Annotated in this window: 21 protein-coding genes and 1 tRNA gene; 13 read left to right on the top strand and 9 right to left on the bottom strand. The window is 68.4% G+C overall.

Annotation, left to right across the window (positions count from 1 at the left end; genetic code table 11):
• Positions 1 to 60 precede the first annotated feature (60 nt).
• Positions 61 to 822: an SDR family oxidoreductase gene (locus ABZ195_RS21985; protein WP_355221503.1), complete on the bottom strand. Its 762-nt coding sequence runs from the start codon at positions 820 to 822 to the stop codon at positions 61 to 63.
• A gap of 39 nt (positions 823 to 861) precedes the next feature.
• Here ABZ195_RS21985 and ABZ195_RS21980 point away from each other — a divergent pair, with 39 nt between their 5' ends.
• Together ABZ195_RS21980 and ABZ195_RS21975 are read left to right on the top strand one after the other, a co-directional pair.
• Positions 862 to 1,461 (top strand): histidine phosphatase family protein, encoded by a 600-nt coding sequence (locus ABZ195_RS21980; RefSeq protein ID WP_355221502.1) that lies wholly within the window; start codon positions 862 to 864, stop codon positions 1,459 to 1,461.
• Positions 1,462 to 1,470: 9 nt separating this feature from the next.
• On the top strand, positions 1,471 to 2,496 hold the full coding sequence (locus ABZ195_RS21975) for a phosphotransferase family protein (protein ID WP_355221500.1): 1,026 nt from the start codon (positions 1,471 to 1,473) through the stop codon (positions 2,494 to 2,496).
• Here the strand turns inward: ABZ195_RS21975 and ABZ195_RS21970 are convergent.
• Entirely contained in the window at positions 2,489 to 2,863 is a 375-nt protein-coding gene (locus ABZ195_RS21970) for a lipopolysaccharide assembly protein LapA domain-containing protein (protein WP_355221499.1), read from the bottom strand. The genes ABZ195_RS21975 and ABZ195_RS21970 overlap by 8 nt on opposite strands.
• 200 nt (positions 2,864 to 3,063) lie before the next feature.
• Between ABZ195_RS21970 and ABZ195_RS21965 the strand changes: the two genes are divergently transcribed.
• From ABZ195_RS21965 to ABZ195_RS21945, 5 genes are read left to right on the top strand one after another with little or no spacing between them, the layout of a single operon-like run.
• Positions 3,064 to 3,972, top strand: a complete 909-nt coding sequence (locus ABZ195_RS21965) for an ABC transporter substrate-binding protein (RefSeq protein WP_355221497.1) — start codon at positions 3,064 to 3,066, stop codon at positions 3,970 to 3,972.
• 16 nt (positions 3,973 to 3,988) lie between these two features.
• On the top strand, positions 3,989 to 5,089 hold the full coding sequence (locus ABZ195_RS21960) for an ATP-binding cassette domain-containing protein (RefSeq protein ID WP_355221495.1): 1,101 nt from the start codon (positions 3,989 to 3,991) through the stop codon (positions 5,087 to 5,089).
• Positions 5,090 to 5,749 carry an ABC transporter permease gene (locus ABZ195_RS21955; RefSeq protein WP_355221494.1) on the top strand — a complete coding sequence of 220 codons (660 nt, stop codon included), beginning with the start codon at positions 5,090 to 5,092 and terminating at the stop codon, positions 5,747 to 5,749.
• Positions 5,746 to 6,525 carry an ABC transporter permease gene (locus tag ABZ195_RS21950; protein WP_355221492.1) on the top strand — a complete coding sequence of 260 codons (780 nt, stop codon included), beginning with the start codon at positions 5,746 to 5,748 and terminating at the stop codon, positions 6,523 to 6,525. Before ABZ195_RS21955 ends, ABZ195_RS21950 begins: the two co-directional genes overlap by 4 nt.
• A gap of 3 nt (positions 6,526 to 6,528) precedes the next feature.
• Positions 6,529 to 7,134, top strand: coding sequence for a putative glycolipid-binding domain-containing protein (locus ABZ195_RS21945; RefSeq protein ID WP_355221490.1), 606 nt, complete (start codon positions 6,529 to 6,531; stop codon positions 7,132 to 7,134).
• Here the strand turns inward: ABZ195_RS21945 and ABZ195_RS21940 are convergent.
• The gene (locus ABZ195_RS21940) at positions 7,097 to 8,041 is read right to left on the bottom strand and encodes a prephenate dehydrogenase (protein WP_355221669.1); all 945 of its coding nucleotides are present in this window, start codon (positions 8,039 to 8,041) and stop codon (positions 7,097 to 7,099) included. The two genes, ABZ195_RS21945 and ABZ195_RS21940, sit on opposite strands and share 38 nt — an antisense overlap.
• 115 nt (positions 8,042 to 8,156) lie before the next feature.
• On the opposite strand from ABZ195_RS21940, the gene ABZ195_RS21935 reads away from it, so the two are divergent.
• The 3 genes from ABZ195_RS21935 to ABZ195_RS21925 all read left to right on the top strand — a co-directional run bounded on the left by ABZ195_RS21935 (position 8,157) and on the right by ABZ195_RS21925 (position 9,339).
• Positions 8,157 to 8,675 carry a tRNA adenosine deaminase-associated protein gene (locus tag ABZ195_RS21935; protein ID WP_355221489.1) on the top strand — a complete coding sequence of 173 codons (519 nt, stop codon included), beginning with the start codon at positions 8,157 to 8,159 and terminating at the stop codon, positions 8,673 to 8,675.
• Positions 8,665 to 9,123 (top strand): nucleoside deaminase, encoded by a 459-nt coding sequence (locus ABZ195_RS21930; protein WP_355221487.1) that lies wholly within the window; start codon positions 8,665 to 8,667, stop codon positions 9,121 to 9,123. The genes ABZ195_RS21935 and ABZ195_RS21930 overlap by 11 nt, the downstream gene beginning before the upstream one ends.
• A gap of 125 nt (positions 9,124 to 9,248) precedes the next feature.
• A tRNA-Ser gene (locus tag ABZ195_RS21925) sits at positions 9,249 to 9,339 on the top strand.
• A 293-nt stretch (positions 9,340 to 9,632) separates the two neighbouring features.
• Here the strand turns inward: ABZ195_RS21925 and ABZ195_RS21920 are convergent.
• Complete coding sequence (locus ABZ195_RS21920) at positions 9,633 to 10,250, bottom strand: TetR/AcrR family transcriptional regulator (RefSeq protein WP_355221485.1); 618 nt, start codon at positions 10,248 to 10,250, stop codon at positions 9,633 to 9,635.
• 93 nt (positions 10,251 to 10,343) lie between these two features.
• On the opposite strand from ABZ195_RS21920, the gene ABZ195_RS21915 reads away from it, so the two are divergent.
• Positions 10,344 to 10,706 (top strand): hypothetical protein, encoded by a 363-nt coding sequence (locus ABZ195_RS21915; protein WP_355221483.1) that lies wholly within the window; start codon positions 10,344 to 10,346, stop codon positions 10,704 to 10,706.
• Between the two features lie 3 nt (positions 10,707 to 10,709).
• Here ABZ195_RS21915 and ABZ195_RS21910 read toward each other — a convergent pair whose 3' ends face one another.
• Genes ABZ195_RS21910 through ABZ195_RS21900 form a run of 3 tightly spaced genes read right to left on the bottom strand, consistent with a single transcriptional unit; the run spans position 10,710 to position 12,537 of the window.
• On the bottom strand, positions 10,710 to 11,252 hold the full coding sequence (locus tag ABZ195_RS21910; protein ID WP_355221481.1) for a cytochrome b/b6 domain-containing protein: 543 nt from the start codon (positions 11,250 to 11,252) through the stop codon (positions 10,710 to 10,712).
• Entirely contained in the window at positions 11,242 to 12,315 is a 1,074-nt protein-coding gene (locus ABZ195_RS21905; RefSeq protein ID WP_355221479.1) for a catalase family peroxidase, read from the bottom strand. The genes ABZ195_RS21910 and ABZ195_RS21905 overlap by 11 nt, the downstream gene beginning before the upstream one ends.
• A gap of 15 nt (positions 12,316 to 12,330) precedes the next feature.
• Positions 12,331 to 12,537: a hypothetical protein gene (locus ABZ195_RS21900; protein ID WP_355221478.1), complete on the bottom strand. Its 207-nt coding sequence runs from the start codon at positions 12,535 to 12,537 to the stop codon at positions 12,331 to 12,333.
• Positions 12,538 to 12,675: 138 nt separating this feature from the next.
• On the opposite strand from ABZ195_RS21900, the gene ABZ195_RS21895 reads away from it, so the two are divergent.
• On the top strand, positions 12,676 to 13,404 hold the full coding sequence (locus ABZ195_RS21895) for a response regulator transcription factor (RefSeq protein ID WP_355221476.1): 729 nt from the start codon (positions 12,676 to 12,678) through the stop codon (positions 13,402 to 13,404).
• On the top strand, positions 13,401 to 14,576 hold the full coding sequence (locus ABZ195_RS21890; protein WP_355221474.1) for a HAMP domain-containing sensor histidine kinase: 1,176 nt from the start codon (positions 13,401 to 13,403) through the stop codon (positions 14,574 to 14,576). Before ABZ195_RS21895 ends, ABZ195_RS21890 begins: the two co-directional genes overlap by 4 nt.
• On the opposite strand, the gene ABZ195_RS21885 is transcribed toward ABZ195_RS21890, so the two are convergent.
• Positions 14,544 to 15,200 (bottom strand): SGNH/GDSL hydrolase family protein, encoded by a 657-nt coding sequence (locus ABZ195_RS21885; RefSeq protein WP_355221472.1) that lies wholly within the window; start codon positions 15,198 to 15,200, stop codon positions 14,544 to 14,546. The two genes, ABZ195_RS21890 and ABZ195_RS21885, sit on opposite strands and share 33 nt — an antisense overlap.
• A gap of 17 nt (positions 15,201 to 15,217) precedes the next feature.
• Positions 15,218 to 16,276, bottom strand: a complete 1,059-nt coding sequence (locus ABZ195_RS21880) for a low specificity L-threonine aldolase (RefSeq protein WP_355221470.1) — start codon at positions 16,274 to 16,276, stop codon at positions 15,218 to 15,220.
• Between the last annotated feature and the right edge of the window lie 54 nt (positions 16,277 to 16,330).

Genomic DNA, 16,330 nt, shown 5'->3' with positions numbered 1-16,330 from the left:
GATTCGAGGAGTCTGCGCGGCGGTGAGCGCCGCTCTAACTCCACGAAACGCCGGCGCGGGTCAGGGGAGGCCCCCGTCCACCCGCAGGATCGAGCCGGTGGTGAAGCTCGAGGCGTCGGAGGCGAGAAACAGTGCGGCGCCCACGATCTCGCTAGGCCGGCCGGCTCGTTCGAGGGCGAGCTCGGCGAATGGCGTCTCGGCGCCGTCGAGGTTCCAGGACGTGCTCACGTCGGTGAGGAACGGCCCCGCCATCAAGGTGTTGACCCGGACGGCGGGACCGTAGGCCTTGGCGAGACCCTCGGTCAGCGCGTTCAATCCCGCCTTGGCCGCAGCGTAGGGCAGCAGGCCGGGGGTCGGCCGGATGGAGCCCACCGAGCTGACGTTGACGATCGAGCCGCCACCCGCGGCGACCATGCGCTCGCCGATCAACGCCGAAAGCCGAAACGGCCCCTTGAGATTGAGGTTGAGCACCGCGTCGAAGAGCTTCTCACTCACCGACGTCAGCGACTCGTAGAGCGGTGACATTCCGGCGTTGTTGACCAGCACGTCGACCTTGCCGAACCGGTCGTAGACGGCGTCGACCAGTCCGTCGAGCTGATCCCACCGCCCGACGTGCACCTGGTAGGGAAACGCGGTGCGGCCGGTCGACGCCGAGATCTCCTCGGCGGTGACGACGCACGAGTCCAGGTTCCGGCTGGCGATCACGACGTCGGCCCCGCATTGGGCTGCGCCGAAGGCCATCTCGCGGCCCAGACCACGACTGCCCCCGGTGACGAGCACCACCCGGTCGGTCAGGTCGAACAACTCGTCGGCATACCCCATGGTGGATGTCCCCCCTCTCGGCAGCCATATGGTGTCACGGTGCAACTGCTACTGGTTCGACATGCGCTACCCCTTCGCAGCGAGGCCGGGCAGGGGTCGGACCCCGACCTGTCCGCCGCGGGCGTCGAGCAGGCCAATCGGCTGCCCGACGCGCTGAAGAGGTTTCCCATCACGCGGTTGGTCAGCAGCCCGCAGCGGCGCGCCCTGCAGACCGGGCAGCCGGTCGCCGACCAGTTGGGGCTGCCGATCGAGGTCGACGAACGCCTCGCCGAGTACGACTACGAGCTGTCGCATTACACGCCGATCGAGGAGGCCTCGGAGGAGGACGTCAAGCGGCTGATGAGCGGTCAGCTGCCCGGCGACGTGGACACCGATGCGTTCATCGCCCGGGTCATGGCCGGTGTGGGGGACGTCGTCGCGGCCGCGGGTCACGACGAGACGGTGGCGGTGTTCAGCCACGGCGGCGTCATCAACGCCGTGGTGCACACCGTCATGAAGACCGAGCGCCTGCTGTGCGTCCAGGTGGACTACACGGGCGTGACGCGGCTGCTGTCGTCGCGTACGGGCGGTCTCGGCGTGGCGTCGGTCAACGGGACCGAGCACGTATGGGACCTGCTGCCGCGAAACCAGCGATGGTAGACAAGTCCGGTGACTTCGACTTTGGACGGCCTGGACCTGGGCGCGCTGGACCGACACCTACGCTCCATCGGAGTGCCGCGCCACGGTGAACTGCGCGGTGAACTCATTGCCGGTGGCCGGTCCAACTTGACGTTCCTGGTCGTCGACGACGCCACGAAGTGGGTTCTGCGACGGCCACCGCTGCACGGTTTGACGCCGTCGGCGCATGACATGGCCCGCGAGTACAAGGTGGTGGCCGCCCTGGAGAACACCGCGGTCCCGGTGGCCCACGCCGTCACGATGAGCAACGACGACTCGGTGATCGGGTCGCCGTTCCAGATGGTCGACTACGTGCCGGGCCGGGTGATCCGCTACTCAGAGGAGTTGACGGCGCTGGGCGACCAAAGCGCAATCGACGCGTGCGTCGACGCGCTCATCGCCGTGCTCGCCGACTTGCACGCACTGGACCCGGAGGCCGTGGGGCTGGGGGACTTCGGCAAGGCGAGCGGCTATCTGGAACGCCAGGTGCGGCGTTGGGGCGGCCAATGGGATCTGGTGCGGCTCGACGACGATCCCCGCGACGGCGACGTAAGGCGATTGCACACCGCCCTCGGCGAGGCCGTGCCGTCGCAGACCCGAAGTTCGATCGTCCACGGGGACTACCGCATCGACAACACGATGCTCGATGCGATCGACGCCACGAAGGTGCGCGCCGTGCTCGACTGGGAGATGTCGACTCTCGGTGATCCCCTCAGCGACGCCGCCCTGATGTGCGTGTACCGCCATCCGATGTTCGACATGGTTCACGCGAACGCGGCCTGGTCGTCACCGCAGATTCCGCCGGCCGACCAACTGGCACAGAAGTATTCGGTTGCGGCCGGGGTGCCGCTGGACAATTGGAACTTCTACATGGCGCTGGCCTACTTCAAGCTGGCCATCATCGCGGCGGGAATCCAGTTCCGCGACCGCATGGGTGGCTCGACGGAGTACGGCGACAAGGTGGGGGAGGCCGTGGCGCCGCTGGTGGCGGCCGGTCTCTCCGAGCTCGCTACCTGAGCGCGGCCTTGTAGTTCTTCTTTGCCGCACGCCGCAACTGGACGATGCGGACGATGCCGGCCAGCGTCGTGACGAGACCGCCGAGCACGGCAGCAGCGAGCAGTGCCACGCCGAGTTGCATGCTCCACGACCACCCCAGGAAGTGGAAGGTGCCCGACGCGGTGTTCTGCGCGATGAAGATGAGCAGCACGATCAGCACTAGGAAGCCGACGATCAACGCCGACCACAACGCCGCGGCCCTGGTGAAGTGCACGGCATTCTCGGGCACGGGCCTCGACGCGGGCGCGTCGTCGGATCCGGACTCGACCGGGTCCAGCGGGCCGGAACGGCTCGGATCGGTGGGCTGGAACTGCGGGTCGACGGTCATGGCTCCATCCTTGCCCCTTTCCGTCGAATTGAAAACCGCCGGTTTTGGGTAGCCACCGGATCGTCATCAGCGAATCGCCCCGAGCCAAAGCCGAGCAGCATCGGCCTCGGCTAGCTATGGTCGCTCCAGGCCGGTGACGCCGAAAGGACGTTCATGTGAACCCCGTACGACGACCCACGCGCAGACGCACGCTCGCCGTAGTGGCGGCGGTGCTCGCCCTGGTGACAACCGCCTGCGGCAGTTCGAATCCCCTGGGTGGGGGCGAGGTGTCAGGAGATCTGAAGTCCATCGCAGTGGGTTCGGCCGACTTCACCGAGTCGAAGATCATCGCCGAGATCTACGCACAAGCGTTGGAGGCCAACGGTTTCGACATTCGGCGCCAGTTCGGCATCGGCAGCCGCGAAACCTACGTGCCCGCGGTCAAGGACCACTCGATCGACCTGATCCCCGAGTACACCGGCAACCTCCTGCAGTACTTCGACAAGAACACCAAGGCAACCGATCCGCAGTCGGTCGAGTTGGCCCTCTTCCGCGCACTGCCTGGCGATCTGTCCATCCTGACGCCCTCGCCGGCCAGCGACCAGGACACGGTCGCGGTCACCAGGGCTACCGCGCAGAAATGGAATCTGAAGACCATCGGCGATCTGGCCGCCCACTCGGCGGAGGTGAAATTCGGTGGGCCGTCGGAGTTCCAGACCCGCACGGAGGGGTTGCCGGGGCTCAAGGCGAAGTACGGCCTGGACATCGCACCCGCCAACTTCGTCTCCATCAGTGACGGCGGCGGGCCGGCGACGGTCCGGGCGCTGGTCGACGGCACCGTGACGGCGGCCGACATCTTCAGCACGTCGCAGGCCATTCCCCAGAACGACCTGGTGGTCCTAGAGGATCCGAAGAACAACTTCCTGGCCGCCAACGTCGTCCCGCTGGTGGCCTCGCAGAAGATGTCCGACCAGCTCAAGTCGGTTCTGGACGCCGTGTCGGCCAAGTTGTCGACGCAGGCCCTGATCGAGATGAACACCGCTACGTCTGGCAACGGCGGTGTCGACCCCGACGAGGCGGCCCGCAAGTGGGTTCAGGACAACGGGTTCGACAAGCCGGTTACCGGATAGACGACAGAGGACTCGAATGATCACCTTCGACGGAGTGACGAAGAAGTACCCGGACGGCACCGTCGCCGTCGACGATCTGACCCTCGACGTTCCCGACGGCACGCTCGCCGTGTTCGTCGGTCCGTCCGGCTGCGGCAAGACCACCTCGATGCGGATGATCAACCGGATGATCGAGCCCACCTCGGGTGTGCTCTCCGTCGACGGCAAGGACGTCACCAAGGTCGACGCCGTGAAGCTTCGCCTGGGCATCGGATACGTCATTCAGAGCGCCGGCCTGATGCCCCATCTTCGGGTGGTGGACAACGTGGCGACGGTGCCGGTGCTGATGGGCGAGTCCCGGCGGTCGGCGCGCAAGGCGGCACTCGGCGTGCTCGAGCGGGTTGGGCTCGATCCGAAGCTGGCAGACCGCTACCCGGCGCAGCTCTCCGGCGGCCAACAGCAGCGCGTCGGGGTGGCCCGCGCACTTGCCGCCGATCCGCCGATCCTGCTGATGGACGAACCCTTCAGCGCCGTCGACCCCGTGGTGCGCGAAGAGTTGCAGACCGAAATCCTGCGGCTGCAAAGCGAATTGCGAAAGACCATCGTCTTCGTCACCCACGACATCGACGAGGCGCTCAAACTCGGCGAGAAGGTGGCGGTCTTCGGCCGCGGTGGAAAGCTGCAGCAGTACGACGCCCCGCGGCGCCTGCTGTCCAATCCGGCCAATGACTTCGTCGCCGGGTTCATCGGAGCCGACCGTGGGTACCGCGGGCTGCAGTTCACGCCTGGCACCGGGCTGCCGCTGCACGACGTGCGCACCGTCAGCGAGGCGGGCGTCGACGCACTGAACTTGGGTCCGGACGAGTGGGCCCTGGTCACACACGCCGACGGTTCCCCGTACGCCTGGATCGACGTCAACGGAGTCGGCCTGCACCGGCAGGGAAAGTCGTTGTACGACAGCACGATCGCGGGCGGTTCCCTACTGGTGCCCAACGGCACCATGCGGCTGGCGCTCGACGCCGCGCTGTCGTCGCCGTCGGGACTCGGCGTCGTCGTGGACGACCGTCGGCAAGTCATCGGTGGTGTCAAGGCCGACGACGTCATCGCGGCCATCAGGGGCAAGAAGGGATCCACCTAGGTGCGATATCTCTTCACACACCTCGGCGACGCCTGGGATCTGACGCTGATCCACCTCTGGCTGTCGCTGCTGCCGTTGGTCCTCGGCTTGGTCATCGCAGTGCCGTTGGGCGCCGTGGTGCAGCGCACGACGGTGCTGCGCCGTTTCACGACCGTCATCGCCAGCATCATCTTCACGATCCCGTCGCTCGCGCTGTTCGTCGTCCTACCGCTCATCATCCCGACCCGCATCCTCGACCAGGCCAACGTCATCGTCGCCTTGACGCTGTACACCGTGGCGCTGCTGGTGCGGGCCGTGCCCGAGGCCCTCGACGCCGTACCGCCCGCGGTGCTCGACGCCGCGACCGCCGTTGGTTACAAGCCGCTGACCAGAATCATGAAGGTCGAACTGCCGCTGGCCATTCCGGTGCTCGTCGCCAGCTTGCGCGTCGTCGCGGTGACCAACATCTCGATGGTGTCGGTGGGTTCGGTGATCGGAATCGGCGGTCTCGGCACGTGGTTCACCGAGGGCTACCAGGCCGACAAGAGTGACCAGATCATCGCCGGCATCGTGGCGATCTTCGTCCTCGCGATCGTCGTCGACACCCTCATCATGGTCGGCGGCAAGTTCGCGACGCCGTGGGTGCGGTCGGCCAAGAGCACCAAGGCGGGCGCCCGATGAACTTCCTGCAGCAGGCGTTGTCCTTCATCTTCACCGCCTCCAACTGGGGTGGTCCCGCGGGTTTGGCGGTGCGCATCGTCGAGCACCTGGAGTACACCGCCGTGGCGCTGTTCTTCTCGGCGCTCATCGCCATCCCCGTCGGCATGCTGATCGGGCACACCGGCCGCGGCACCTTCCTCGTCGTCGGCGGCGTGAACGCGCTACGGGCGTTGCCGACGCTCGGCGTGCTGCTCCTCGGAGTGCTGCTGTGGGGCCTCAACCTGATCCCTGCCACGGTGGCCCTGATGCTGCTCGGCATTCCGCCGATCCTCGCGGGCACGTACTCCGGCATCGCCAACGTGGATCCGGCCGTGGTCGACGCGGCACGGTCGATGGGCATGACCGAGTCCCGGGTGCTGTTCCGGGTCGAGGTGCGCAACGCGCTGCCCCTGATCCTGGGCGGCGTGCGCACCGCGACGCTGCAGATCGTCGCCACGGCCACCGTTGCCGCCTACGCCAGCCTCGGCGGTCTGGGTCGGTACCTCATCGACGGCATCAAGGTGCGTCAGTTCTACCTGGCGCTGGTCGGCGCGCTGGTCGTCACGGTGCTCGCGCTCGCCCTCGACGCCGCACTGGCCTTCGCGGTCTGGCTCTCCGAGCCGGGCACCAACAGGTTCCGCAAGATGCCCCAGCCGTTCCTCGGCGACGAGGTCGCGCTCGAAGCAGCGTCGACGTCACGATCTGGTGGGCTTTCGCGAGGAGACCACGAACCACGGGGGCCGTCGCCTACGGTGTAGGGCATGAGTGAAGTAGTCCGCTCTAAGACGCAGGACACCTGGCCGGCAGTTCTCACATGGCGCGCACGAGACGTGCCCCGGATGGAGTCCGTGCGGGTGCAGATCACGGGTAACAACCGCATCAAGGCCTACGGTCGTATCGTGGCTGCGGCAACCGAGAAGCATCCGGCGTTCAGCGCGTCATACGACCTGGTCACCGATGACAGTGGCGCCACCAAACGGCTGTCGCTGACGGTCACCTTGGCCGAACGCGAACGCCAGCTCAACATCGCCCGCGACGTGGAGAACATGTGGCTGGTGCAGGACAAGCAGAACCAGGGCGTCCGGGAACCTTTCGGCGGCGCGCTCGACGTCGACGTGATCTACAGCCCGTTCTTCAACGCGCTGCCGATCCGGCGGAACGGGCTCCATCAGCAGGCGGAGTCGGTCTCGCTGCCCGTGGTCTACGTCCGGCTGCCCGAGCTGACCGTGGACACCGTGACCATCGACTACTCCAGTGGGGTGTCCGGCGAGGGCATCGACCTGAAGTCGCCCGTCGCCGAGACCACCGTCACCGTCGACGGCGAGGGTTTCATCCTCGACTATCCCGGACTCGCAGAGCGGATCTGATCACGCTGCCCGCGCGACCGGCGGCGGCCAGCGACTCTCTCCAGCCCTCCTCGCCGATAGCGGTGGCCAGGATCTGAGGTCGGTCGAAGCCGTCATAGCGGATACGGGCGGCATGGCCCGACTCGACGAGTTCGGCGACCGAGCCGTCGACGGCCAACCGATCCCTGGCGCGGCTCAGCAGCGCGATGGCGTCGTCGAGTGCCGATCCCAACGGGCCGGCGTTCGCCTCGCACATGGCGCGCACCAGGTCGGGGGCGGTGGCGGCGACCCGGGTGCCGTCGCGGAAGGATCCGGCGGCCAACGAGAAGGCCAGCGGAACGTCGGCCGCCGTCGTGGCCAGCGTCTCGGCCAGCAGATGTGGCAGGTGCGAGATGGCTGCCGCGGCGGCGTCGTGCTGGTCCGACAGGGCCGGGACGACGAAGCTGCCACAGTCCAGTGCCAGATGCATGACGTCGGCCCAGACTCGTTCGTCGACGTGGTCGTCGACGCTGAGCACCCACGGGGCTCCGGCGAAGAGCGTGGCGTCCCCCGCCGTCCAGCCGGAGTGGGCGGTGCCGGTCATCGGGTGGCCACCCACGAAGCGGTCGAGCAGACCATGCCGACGAACAGCTTGCAGCACGGCGACTTTGACGCTGGTGACGTCGGTGAGCGCGCAGCCGGGTGCCGTCGAGGCAACGTGATGCAGCATGGTCGGCAGCGCCGGCATCGGCACGGCGAGGACGATCAAGGCCTCGTCGGCCGCGGCCCGTTCCAGGACACCGGTGAGGTCGGTGGAGGCGTCGAAGCCATCCTCGCGCGCACCTCGGACGCCATCGACGGATCGGTTGTAGCCGAAGACTTCGCGGCCGGCGGCGGTGGCCGCCCGCATCAGCGATCCGCCGATCAGCCCGAGGCCCACCACGCACACCGGGCGTCTGTTCGTCACCACCGGTCAAGGTTGACATACCGTCGGGCGACCCGGGCGCCGGGCGTGATCGTGATGGCTGGTCAAAAAGCCTGAGCTGGGACTAGCGTTGCCTTCCATGGGAGCACAGCGGGCGCAGGCTCGGAACCAGGCCGCAGATCTCCCCGACGGATTCGGTCTCGCGGTGGTGCGCGAGGACGGCAAGTGGCGGTGTTCCTCGCTGCGCCGTGGTGCGCTGGCGAACCTCGATGACGCCGAGACCGAGTTGCGGGAATTGCGGAGCGCCGGTGCGGTGTTCGGGTTGCTCGACGTAGACGACGAGTTCTTCGTCATCGTGCGGCCGGCACCCGGCGGGGCCCGGCTGTTCCTCTCCGACGCCACGGCCGCCGTGGACTACGACATCGCCAAGCAGGTGCTCGAGAAGCTCGGCGCCGACGTCGACCCCGACGACCTCGAGGACGAGGACCCGTTCGAGGAGGGCGACCTCGGGGTGCTCTCCGACATCGGGCTGTCCGAGGGCGTGCTGAGCATCATCATCTCCGACGACGAGTACGCCGACGAACAACTCTCGCGCATCGCCCAGGAGATGGGCTTCGGCGACGAGATGTCCGCCGTCCTGGACAAGCTTGACCGGTAAGTCCGACGCCGATCTGATCCGTCTCGCGCTGGTGGCGGCGTCGGCCGCCGGTCCCCGCGACGTGCCGATCGGCGCGGTGGTGGTCGGCCCCGACGGAGTCGAGCTGGCGCGGTCAGCCAATGCTCGCGAGGCTCTCGGTGATCCGACGGCGCACGCCGAGATCCTGGCGCTTCGGGCAGCGGCCGCGGTGCTCGGCGACGGGTGGCGCCTGGAAGGCGCGACGCTCGCGGTCACGGTCGAGCCGTGCACGATGTGCGCCGGCGCACTCGTGATGGCGCGCGTGGCCCGGGTGGTGTTCGGGGCGTGGGAGCCGAAGACGGGTGCGGTGGGCTCGCTGTGGGACGTCGTGCGCGACCGGCGGCTGACCCACCGGCCGCAGGTTCGCGGGGGAGTGTTGGCAGAGGAGTGCGCGGAGCCGCTGACGGCGTTCTTCGCGGCTCAGCGCTGAGTGCGGGCGGCGCGCCCGCTCGCCGACCGTGGGTCTCGTGGCGACGGCGGCCCCGAAAATTCGCCATCCGGCCAACGCTCGGCGGCGATTAGGGGCCGCGCCCGGTTCCCGGTAAGCTGCCCCACGGTGGCGTGTCCGAGCGGCCTAAGGAGCACGCCTCGAAAGCGTGTGACGGGTAACCCCCGTCCGAGGGTTCAAATCCCTCCGCCACCGCCACGAACCGCCCTCCTGCTAGCGCAGGCAAGGGCGGTTCTTGCATTCCCTGTCCCTGTGGGGCAGACGGCTCAACCGCGTTGCCGTTCTCGACGGCTCCGTGTCGGGCGTTGTTCTCCTTCAACGGTGCGACACCGTCGTCGGGTTGACTCGCCTCACACGCGGCACTCGACGACCACCGGTACGCCGTGCCCGATCGCGAGCTCGGTGACGAGGACCAGGAACGGCTTCGAAACACCCTGAGGCGCTGACCATTACACTGCGAGACGAGCACACCGGGTATCTTCGATTTCCGGCTAGTCGGGTAGTGGTGCGGCCAGGCTGCGCGCCACGCTCGCGGCGACGTCCGCCGAGAACTCGGCGACGGGGACGTCGCGAGCGGTGGAGAACAACATCATCGCCGCGCCCCGCAGTTGCCCGATCAGGGCGACGGCGGCGTACTGCGGGTTCACGTGGCCGCCGATGGACCCGTCCTCCAGTCCCCGACGGATGTCCTGGGCGAGGAAGTCCCGGAACCAGGCGTCGCGCTCGGCGAACAACGGAGCCAGTGTCGGCTCGGCGCCGGTGGACTCGGCCCACAACGTGAGAAAGGCCTCCGAGCGGGCAGGCCGGTCGTGCATCCCGTTGAGGTACGCCTCGACGAAGGCGGTCAACCGCCCCAATCCGGTCGGGGACTCGGCGGGGACGTCGAACTGCTGGGTGTGCTTGATGAGCTCCTCGAGGAGTCGCGCCTTGCTCCCGAAGTGGTGGTTGACGATGCCGCGGCTGTATCCGGCGGCCTCTCCGACGGCGGCCAACGAGGCGGCGCGAGACCCTCGCGACGCGACCAGGGTCGTGGCGGCGTCGAGCACGCGGCGCCTGGTCTCGGCACGGCGTTCGGCCTGAGAGCGCCGAACCGATCCCGCTGCGGTCATGGGGTGATTCTCCACGCACCGACGCGGGCTCGTCGGACACCTTCGGTATATTGCGTGACGTATAGCAAGTAACTTTACTGAAGGGAACGGCCCATGTCCGCCTTGGACACATCTCGTCTCGATCAATTCCTCGCCGCCGACCCCCAGGGTCCGGTGGTGATGCTCAACCTCATCCGGTTCGCACCCGGCGGGCACGCCAAGTACCTGCAGTACATCGAGCGCTTCGGCACCTCGGGGATCAGCGAGCGCTACGGCGTGACGATCGTCTACGCGGGCGGTGGCCACCCGTCGCTGGTCTCCGACGGCGCGGATTGGGACATGGTGGCGCTGGTGAGCTACCCGAGTCGCCAGCACTTCGTCGACATGGTCGGCGATCCGGACTACCTGGCGTTCGAACACCTCCGCAGCGAGGCCGTCGCCACCGCCGTCCTGCAACCGACCACCGCCGCCCTCTGACGGCTAGCCGCGAAGGCGAATGGTCATGCGCCGCAACAGCCCGTCGCGCAGTCCGACGGTGTGGAACACCACGGCGCAGACGTGCGCGGTGAACGTCGCGAACAACAGATACGCCAGGACGGTGTGCGCGGTCCGCAGGGCGGCGTAGACGGTGACGCCGTGGGGCGCGATCCCGGGCAGATGCAGCGGTCCCACCAGCGTGACCGGCAGATCGGAGGCCGAGACGAGCGCCCAGCCCACCAGCGGTTGGAGCACGAGCAGGGTGTACATCAGGCGCTCGGACCACGTGGCGACCTTGCGTTCGAGCGGACCCATCGTCGTCAGGAACGCCGGCGGGTGATTGCGCATCCGGTTGCCCAGCCGGACCACGGCGAAGACCAGGATGGCGATGCCGAGCGGCCGGTGGATGGCCAGTAGCAGCGGGTAGTAGGCCAGGGCCGCGACCATCGTGACGCCGAGGAAGAACTGGCCTATCACCATCGCGGCCATCGACCAGTGCAGTAGCCGGGAGACGAGAGTGAACCTGGCGGGTGCCTCAGTGGTCACGGTTCACCTCGGCCACGTCGACTGCGCTGGGCGACTTGGGTTCTCGGGCTCGACGCTCGAAGGACCGGGCGTAGACCGCCGAGCGGGCGCGGGGAAGGGGATCGTCCGACGGGCCCAGCCCCTCCGGCAGTACGAGGGGGTCGAAGTTGACGTCACGCGCGTTGCCGGCGGCCTCGGTGAGCACGGCGTCGACGGTGATGACCCCGGCGTCGACGGTGCGTCGGCCGGCTGGCCAGGGCAGCGTGGCGTCGTGGGTCGGGTCACCCGGTTCGGCCACCGTCAGCTCGAGTCGCCAACTCACCGGACCGCGCGTCATCCGCCGGATGAGGTCGTCGAAGAGGTAGTCGTGGCCGCCCCCGCCGGGAGCGGACTCACCCGGCGGGTCCATCGGCACCGCAGCCCACCGCACGGGCACCGACACCCCCGCGTCGTTGGTCGCGATGAACGCGTTGAGGCCGTGAAAGGTGCTGTCGGCGAGACCGGAACTCGGCGGCGTGGCCTTGATGACCTTCATCGCCATCGCGGTTTCGGGATGCCGAGCCAGGAACGCCTTCATCGTGGTCGGATCGGGCTGGCCGGTGGCGGGATCGGGTTTGCCCGCCAGCAATCGGTCGAAGAACCCCTGCGGCGTGCTGTCGGGAAAGACCGGCAGGTTGATCATCGCGGTGCGCCACTGCTCGCCGTGTGGCAGGTGGAACATCAGCCCGAGCCCACGCACCGTGCTCGGTTGGTCGGCCGCGTCCGGCACGGTGCCGCCGAGAGAGAAGCGCGCCGTCAGCGGCACCGTCGCCGCCGCGAAGACCGACGCCCTGGACAACTCGGCGCCCGCGCCGTTACCCGTGAAGGTGCCGGTCGCCGCGAGTCCCTTGGCGTGGTTGCGTCGAAAACCGTTGTGACGCCCGTAGACCTGCTCGAACCGGTCGGCGAACCGCGACGAGGTCAGGCGCTGAGAATCCAGCCACCCGGAGGCTTCGGCCACGCCGCCTGCGCCGACCGCCAGGACCGTGCCGGCAGCGGCGAGTCCGACCAGGGCGTCGCGTCGGTTGAGTTGGGGGTTCGGCATGAGTGTGGGCTCCCGTCAGAACGGCAGGTCGAGCGAGCCGTTGGTGGTGTCGAGTTCATCGTGGTTGGAAGTCTGCAGGTTCAGCGTCGTCTTCACCTGCGGAGTGGTGCCGAAGGGCAACAGCGGGCTGGTGTCGGCGCCGGCCACCGGCGCGAAGGCCATCGCGGCGGCGACGAAGCCGACGGCCAATCCCGGGATGATGCGTGTGGCGGTGATCTTCATGGTGTCTCCTCTGTGCGGGGCCCGATCTCTGCCGGGATGTCTTCACCCTCGACCACCCAGACGACGATTACCTGGTCGCATTCTGAAGATTCGTTAACGGTCGCGGTCCGCGCATTTCTTGCGGTGCATCATGGAGACGTGAACGACCCCATCGGAACACCGCGTCGTCGCGCCTTGATCGTCGACGATGAAGTGGCCCTCACCGAGGTGGTCGGCAGTTACCTGAAGCGCGAGGGCTTCGAGGTGCACGCCGCGTACGACGGTGGCGAGGCGCTGTCCCGTGCCCGCAGCGTCGATCCCGACGTGGTGGTCCTCGACGTCGGCCTGCCCGGCATCGACGGCTTCGAGGTGTGCCGCCGTCTGCGCATCTTCTCCGACGCCTACGTCATCATGTTGACCGCCCGCGACACCGAGGTCGACACGGTCGTCGGTCTCTCGGTCGGTGCCGACGACTACGTCACCAAGCCGTTCAGCCCACGGGAACTGGTCGCCAGGATCCAGGCCATGCAGCGACGGCCCCGCCGGACCCCGCGAGACCTGGCCGAGCACGTCGCCGACGGCAGGCCACCCCGTCGCATCGGGGATCTGTGCATCGACGTCGACGGCCGGAAGGTACGCATCGGCGAATCCGAGATCGCGCTCACGCGAACCGAATTCGACCTGCTCGATGCGCTGTCCGCGCGGCCCGGCAAGGTTCTCGGCAGACGCCAGCTCATCGACATCGTCTGGGGTGACACCTGGGTGGGCAGCGAGAACATCGTCGACGTGCACGTGGGTCATCTGCGTCGCAAGCTCGGCGACGACCCGACGAAGTACGTCACGACGGTTCGCGGCGTGGGCTACCGGATGGGGAGGGGCTCCACGTGACACCAAAGGCATTGCCGCAGGGCGCATCCCGATTCGGCATCAGAACACGACTGGTGGCGGTCAACTCGGTGGTCATCGTGACGAGCTTCGTCACGGCGATCCTGGTGGCCGCCGCGGTCGGTCCGCCGATGTTCCAGCGCCTGATGGACTCGGCGACGCAACCGGGGGCCATGAACGACCACCCCTATCAGCGGGCGTTCGAGAAGTCCACCGCCGTGTCGCTCGGGACGGCCCTGGTGGTGTCGGTCGTCGCCGCCCTCGCGCTGAGCTGGTATCTCAGCCGACGCGTCTACCGTTCGGCCACCGAATTGGCGCACGCAGCCACCGTGATAGCCGACGGACACTACGACTTCCGGGTCAGCCCACCGCGATTGGGGCGAGAGTTCGATGAGATCGCGGTGGCCTTCAACACCATGGCCGCCAGCCTCGGGCGGGTGGAGCACGGCCGCCGGCAGATGCTCGCGGACCTCGCCCACGAGATGCGCACCCCCGTCGCCATCGTCGAGGCCTATCTGGAGGCCCTCGAAGACGGGGTGAAGGCGCTCGACGCCGACGCGGTCGCGGTGCTGCGCGACCAGTCGCGCCGATTGACGCGGTTGAGCAAGGACGTCGCCGCGTTGTCCGACGCCGAACACCAGGCTCGCACGATCGACGCGCGGTGGACCTCGCTCACCCGCCTGGTCACCACGGCGACGGCGGTGTGGGAGCCGCGGTATCGCGCGAAGGGCGTGCTCCTGGCGTCGACGGCACCGGCCGACCTGCCCGACGTGTGGGCAGATCCGGAACGCCTCGGACAGGTGTTGGCCAACCTGCTGGACAACGGTCTGAGGCACACGCGCAGCGGGGGTTCGGTCACGGTCGGGGCGACGGCCACCGACCGCGAGGTGACCGTCGAGGTGTCCGACACCGGGGACGGCATCCCGTCCGAGCACCTGCCACACCTCTTCGACCGCTTCTACCGGGTGGACGACGCCCGCGACCGGGTGCATGGCGGTGCGGGCATCGGCCTGGCCATCGCCAAGGCGCTCGTCGACGGCCACGGCGGCACCATCAGGGCCGACAGTCCAGGGCTGGGTGAGGGCGCCACCTTCACCGTGTCCCTGCCGCGAGGCGTGGGGCATGGGCCGTCGGCGGTTGCCTCACACCAGGATTCGACGCACCTCGTCGGCTAGGGCCACACCCAGGTCGCGGTTGTTGGCCTCGGTGAAGTGCACGCCGTCGCTTCCGTCGGTGGTGATCACCGAGCCCGCGTCGAAGAACGGGATCTTCATGTACGCGCACAGCGCGCGATAGGACTCGGCCAGCCGCTGCGACTTCTCCAGCCCACCGTCGAAGGTCATCTGAAACCAGGGGTCGGGCATCGAACCCAGCGGTGGCGGCGCGACGACGAGGACCCGTGGCGCCGGGTAGACGGTGCCGACGCCGCCCGCCGAGCCGAGGACCTGTGCGGCGAGCACCGACATTCCGGTGGCGATGTCGAACGGCGTCCGGTGGAAGTAGGCCTTGGTGTCGTTCGTGCCGAGCATCAGGATCACGAGGTCGAGCGGCAGGTGACTCGCCAGCGCCATGGGCAGGTGGGCCGCACCGTTGAGTCGCGGATCGGTGGGGTCGTCGACGTTGGTGGTGCGGGCACTGAGGCCCTCCTCGATGACGGCGTGGTCCTCGCCGAGGGCAGCGGCCAGCACGCCGGTCCAACGCACGTCGGGGGCGAACCGCGTGGTGGGGGCGGTGCCGTCGGCGGGCACCCAGCCCCATGTCAGGGAGTCACCGAAGCACAACACCGTCTTGACCGTCATCACACCAACCTAATCGGCTAGCGTCGCAGTTCCTCGCGGATCGCGGCGACGAACGCGTCGACGTCGGCGTCGGTGGTGTCCCACGAGCACATCCAGCGCACCTGCCCGGCGGCCCGATCCCAGTCGTAGAAGCGCACGCGCTCGCGGATGCGGTCGGCGGCGGCGTTGGGCAGTTCGGCGAACACGGCGTTCGCCTCCGTCGCCTGACTGAAGAACAGTCCGTCGACGGGATCGGCGTCGAGCGCGCTCCGAAGCCGAGCCGCCATGGCATTGGCGTGGGCGGCCGACCGGAGCCCCAGACCGTCGTCGAACAGTGCGAGCAGTTGTGCGCTGGTGAAGCGCATCTTGCTGGCCAGCTGCATGCTGAGCTTGCGCAGGTAGGGCATGCCGTCGACGCGCGAGGGATCCAGGACGACGACGGCCTCGGCGCCCAACAGCCCGTTCTTGGTGCCGCCGAAGCTGAGCACGTCGACCCCGGCGTCGGAGGTGAACGCACGCAGCGGCATGTCCAACGCCGCGGCCGCGTTCCAGATGCGAGCGCCGTCCATGTGCACGGCCATGCCGTGCTCGTGTGCGAAGTCGGCGATCGCGCGTACCTGCGCCGGGGTGTACAGCGTGCCCAATTCAGTGGTCTGGGTGATGCTGACGGTCAAGGGCTGGGCGCGATGCTCGTCGCCCCAGCCCCAGGCCTGCGTGGCGATCAGCTCCGGGGTGAGCTTGCCGTCCGGCGTCGGCACGGTGAGCAGCTTGAGGCCGCTGACCCGCTCGGGCGCGCCGCCCTCGTCGGTGTTGACGTGCGCGGTGTCGCTGCAGATCACCGCCCCCCAGCGCGGCATCATCGCCGTCAGGGCGACGACGTTGGCTCCGGTGCCGTTGAAGACGGGGAATGCCTCGGCGGCGCCGCCGAACTCGGCGCGCACCACCTCCTGCAGCCGCGCGGTGTAGGCGTCCCCGCCGTAGGCGACCTGGTGGCCGCCGTTGGCCGCGGCCAGCGCGTCGAGCACCTCGGGGTGCACGCCTGCGTAGTTGTCGCTCGCGAAGCCCCGATAGCCGGTGTCGTGAAGGGTGTCGACCATGTCTCCAGGCTAGAGCTCGAGCCTGGGCGCTGGCCGTCGGCGCCGAACGGGAGC

Source organism: Mycobacterium sp. NPDC006124, assembly GCF_040614235.1.
In the GTDB taxonomy this organism is placed as follows: domain Bacteria; phylum Actinomycetota; class Actinomycetes; order Mycobacteriales; family Mycobacteriaceae; genus Mycobacterium.
This window is presented reverse-complemented; position numbering and strand designations above follow the sequence as displayed.

Coding starts and splice junctions, on each gene's coding strand:
- ABZ195_RS21920 (WP_355221485.1), bottom strand. CDS start 10,250: ATGACCGCAGCGGGATCGGTTCGGCGCTCTCAGGCCGAACGCCGTGCC.
- ABZ195_RS21960 (WP_355221495.1), top strand. CDS start 3,989: ATGATCACCTTCGACGGAGTGACGAAGAAGTACCCGGACGGCACCGTC.
- ABZ195_RS21905 (WP_355221479.1), bottom strand. CDS start 12,315: ATGCCGAACCCCCAACTCAACCGACGCGACGCCCTGGTCGGACTCGCC.
- ABZ195_RS21950 (WP_355221492.1), top strand. CDS start 5,746: ATGAACTTCCTGCAGCAGGCGTTGTCCTTCATCTTCACCGCCTCCAAC.
- ABZ195_RS21885 (WP_355221472.1), bottom strand. CDS start 15,200: ATGACGGTCAAGACGGTGTTGTGCTTCGGTGACTCCCTGACATGGGGC.
- ABZ195_RS21880 (WP_355221470.1), bottom strand. CDS start 16,276: ATGGTCGACACCCTTCACGACACCGGCTATCGGGGCTTCGCGAGCGAC.
- ABZ195_RS21900 (WP_355221478.1), bottom strand. CDS start 12,537: ATGAAGATCACCGCCACACGCATCATCCCGGGATTGGCCGTCGGCTTC.
- ABZ195_RS21915 (WP_355221483.1), top strand. CDS start 10,344: ATGTCCGCCTTGGACACATCTCGTCTCGATCAATTCCTCGCCGCCGAC.
- ABZ195_RS21985 (WP_355221503.1), bottom strand. CDS start 822: ATGGGGTATGCCGACGAGTTGTTCGACCTGACCGACCGGGTGGTGCTC.
- ABZ195_RS21970 (WP_355221499.1), bottom strand. CDS start 2,863: ATGACCGTCGACCCGCAGTTCCAGCCCACCGATCCGAGCCGTTCCGGC.
- ABZ195_RS21945 (WP_355221490.1), top strand. CDS start 6,529: ATGAGTGAAGTAGTCCGCTCTAAGACGCAGGACACCTGGCCGGCAGTT.
- ABZ195_RS21935 (WP_355221489.1), top strand. CDS start 8,157: ATGGGAGCACAGCGGGCGCAGGCTCGGAACCAGGCCGCAGATCTCCCC.